Below are 244 nucleotides of genomic sequence, written 5' to 3'. Positions count from 1 at the left end.
TCAAACAAGCTCGTTGGGTGGAGCTATGGCGAGATTGTCTACGGGTGAATTACGAACCGAACGTTGATATTAGGACTGTGAAGATGAAAACAGGCGAAGTAGTGGCCAACGTTGCGGAACAGCTACAGAGTGCCGTTGCTGAAACCCTGAAATATTCTGTTAAACCGGAAGATATGGCTAACGATCCTGATTGGTTTCTTGAATTGACGCGGCAGCTTCATAAGCGTCGTTTCATTTCGACAGG

The 244-nt window shown here is 46.7% G+C and carries 1 protein-coding gene; it reads left to right on the top strand.

The features are described from left to right. The coding region (locus QP437_RS10325; RefSeq protein ID WP_285267774.1) for a protein rep at positions 1-244 on the top strand (244 nt) is incomplete at both ends.

This window comes from Haemophilus sp. UMB1048, assembly GCF_030218125.1.
In the GTDB taxonomy this organism is placed as follows: domain Bacteria; phylum Pseudomonadota; class Gammaproteobacteria; order Enterobacterales; family Pasteurellaceae; genus Haemophilus_D.
Note: the sequence above shows the minus strand (reverse complement) of the source record. Positions and strands in the feature narration are given on the sequence as shown.